Origin of the sequence: Streptomyces niphimycinicus (assembly GCF_018883605.1) — a bacterium.
Lineage (GTDB): Bacteria > Actinomycetota > Actinomycetes > Streptomycetales > Streptomycetaceae > Streptomyces > Streptomyces niphimycinicus.
The window spans coordinates 1-2,854 of sequence record NZ_JAHLEM010000810.1 but is presented as its reverse complement, the minus strand read 5'-3'; the positions used below and the strand labels follow the sequence as shown (position 1 = coordinate 2,854).

Annotated in this window: 3 protein-coding genes; all 3 read left to right on the top strand. The window is 72.0% G+C overall.

The genetic code is table 11. The features are described 5' to 3' along the window. Positions 1–1,622 (top strand): glycoside hydrolase family 55 protein (locus tag KN815_RS43220; protein ID WP_216347230.1); only part of this gene is annotated, 1,622 nt, incomplete at its 5' end. A 112-nt stretch (positions 1,623–1,734) separates the two neighbouring features. Beyond that, positions 1,735–1,974 (top strand): hypothetical protein, encoded by a 240-nt coding sequence (locus KN815_RS43215; RefSeq protein ID WP_216347229.1) that lies wholly within the window; start codon positions 1,735–1,737, stop codon positions 1,972–1,974. Then, a partial coding sequence (locus KN815_RS43210) for an RNA polymerase sigma factor (RefSeq protein WP_253209606.1) occupies positions 1,967–2,854 on the top strand: 888 nt, incomplete at its 3' end. The genes KN815_RS43215 and KN815_RS43210, both read left to right, overlap by 8 nt.

Below are 2,854 nucleotides of genomic sequence, written 5' to 3'. Positions count from 1 at the left end.
CGGGCGCCGCCGCCGGACCGGGCGCCTCGGGTGGGGCGGGCGCCTCGGGCGGGGCGCCTACGTCCCCCCTCTGGCGCGAGTTCCGCGCCCGGCCGTACACCCACCCGCAGATTCCGTACGTCGGCCGCGCCGGATTCCTCGGTGGGCGTAAGCACTTCCCCCGCCTGCCCGTCGTCGCCGACGTCCGCGACCACGGCGCCCGGCCCGACGGCTCCACGGACGCCGCCCCCGCGATCAACCGCGCCATCGCCGCCGCCGGGCGGCGCGGCGGCGGCACGGTCCTGGTGCCGCCCGGCACGTACCGCGTGGACGATGTCATCCGGCTCGGCTACGACAACGTCGTGCTGCGCGGCGCGGGCAGCGGCCGCACCACCCTCCACGCGACCCGCAGCCTCACCGAGCTGATCGGCCCGTACGGCAGCCGCTACGGCGGGAACAAGTCGTCCTGGTCCTGGGCCGGCGGCCTCATCTGGATCTGCCCGGACGCCCGCCTGCGCTCCCTGACCGACGCGATCCGGGCCCAGGCGTGGCCGTTCGAGGGCTGGACGGGCAATGAGCGCGACGAGTGGCACACCCTTACCGAGCTCGCCGCCCCCGCCCGGTGCGGGGACTGGACGGTGACCGTCGAGGACCCGTCCGCCCTGCGCCGCGGCGACCGCGTGCTGTTCCAGCTCGCCGACGACGACACCCACTCCCTCCTGCGCCATATGGCCGGTGACGTCGAGGGCGCCGCGGACTACGTCTGGGCCGACAAGACCAAGCTCACCTCGTACGTCCCCTACGAATGGCCGTGCCGCGTCGTCTCCGTCGACCGGTGGCGCCGCCGGGTGACCCTCGACCGTCCGCTGCCGCTGGACGCCCGGCCCGCCTGGAAGCCCCGGTTCACCACGCTCGTACGGCCGGTCACCGGCTCCGGGGTCGAGGGCATCACCCTCGATGTCGTCGAGACCCCGCAGTCGCCGCATCTGCTGGACAAGGGGTACAACGGCGTCGCGCTCCAGTGCGCGTGGGACTGCTGGGTGGACGACGTGACCGTCAACAACGTCGACAACGGCTTCCTGCTCGTCGCCGCCAAGGCGTGCACCCTGCGCCGCACCCGGGTCACGGGGCGCGGCAGCCATCATCCCTACTGCTGCCGCGAGGGCTCGCACGACAACCTCGTGGAGGACTTCGTGCTGGCCCAGCGCACCGTCCCGGCCCCGGCGGGGACGTCACTGCACGGCATCAACGTGGAGGGGCTGTCCAGCTATAACGTCTGGTCGCGCGGCCGGATGGAGATGGGCACCTTCGACACCCACCGCGGAATGCCCTTCGCCAACGTCCGTACGGAGATCACCGTGGACAACACGGGGGCGCACGGCGGCGACGCGAGCGCGGGCCCGCTCTACGGTGCGCGGTTCACCCACTGGAACGTCACGGTGAGCAATCAGCGGGCCGGGTGCGTCAAGATCGACGACATCGCGCCGTACAGCGCGACGGTCGGGATCAGCGAGGTCCGGCAGTTCGGCCAGATCGACGTCCCGGACTTCACCGGTCCGCTGCACTCCCGTATCGAGTCCTATGGCCACCCTGAGGCCGTCCACCCCCGCAATCTGTACGAGGCGCAGCGCGCGATCGACTGACATCCCCCGGAAAACATGGTGAGAAACGCGGTGAAGAAATACGGTCCATGACGCCTCTACATGGTGAACCGGCTCCGGCCGGGAACCATGAAGAGGAGACACAACGGTGCTCATGGACAATCCGTGGCTCACGGTGGCAACGGTCGTGACAGTGGGGGTGCTACGGCTGATGGGGGACGTCATCCGCTGGCTGGCGGCGCGCTCGGGCGAACGGCTCCGGGCGCGCACGCTGGCCGAGTTGGTGAGCAGAACGGCACCGGGCACGGTGCTCACCGACCGCCGCCCCGACGGCGCGGCGCTGACCATAAGGCGGCGCCCGGAGGAGCGGGACGGGGGCGAGCGGGGTGAGTGACACCGTCGAGGAGACCGCGCGTGGCGGCGAGTTCGAGGAGGAGTTCGACGCCTTCTACGCCCGCACCTACCCCTGGCTGGCCGCCCGCGCGGTGATGCTCAGCGGCAACCGGCAGAACGCCGAGGACGCCGTGCAGGAGGCGTATATCGAGGCGATGCGCCGCTGGCCCGAGGTCAGGACGTACGCCTCGCCGGAGGCATGGGTGACCACCACCATGCGGCGCAAGCTCTCGAAGGACGGGCGGCGCTGGTGGTTCCGCTGGAAGCCGGTCGAGATGGCCGGGACGACCGTCCCGGCCGCCACGACCGCCACCGTGGAGGAGACCGCCGAGGCACTGGCCGCGCTGCGCGCCCTCGGCACGCTGCCGCCGCGCCAGCGCCAGGTGGTCGTCATGCATTCGCTCGAGGGCATGAGCTACCGGGCGATCTCCGCCGAGCTGGGGATCTCGGTCGGCAGCGTCGGCAGCAACCTCAACAAGGCCCGCGCCCGGCTGAGCCTGATGCTGGACGTCTCCCCGGAGCTCGGCCGCCCGACCGAGCGCCTGCTGACCCGCACGCCGGAGGACCCGCTGACGGCGGCGCTGTACGGGGCGGCGGAGTGGCTGTCGGAGGGCTTTCGGCCCGAGGCGCGGGATAGCTTTCGGCCTGAGGCGTGGGATGGCTTGCGGTCTGAGGCAGGGAACGGCGTGGGGCCTGAGGCGTGGGATAGCTTTCGGCCTGAGGCGCGGGATGGCTTCCGGCCTGAGGCAGGGAACGGCGTGCGGCCTGAGGCGTGGGATGGCTTGCGGTCTGAGGCAGGGAACGGCGTGGGGCCTGAGGCGTGGGATAGCTTTCGGCCTGAGGCGCGGGATGGCTTCCGGCCTGAGGCAGGGAACGGCGTG

Excerpts from the sequence above, each read along its gene's own strand:
- KN815_RS43215 (WP_216347229.1), top strand. The coding sequence starts at position 1,735 with ATGGACAATCCGTGGCTCACGGTGGCAACGGTCGTGACAGTGGGGGTG.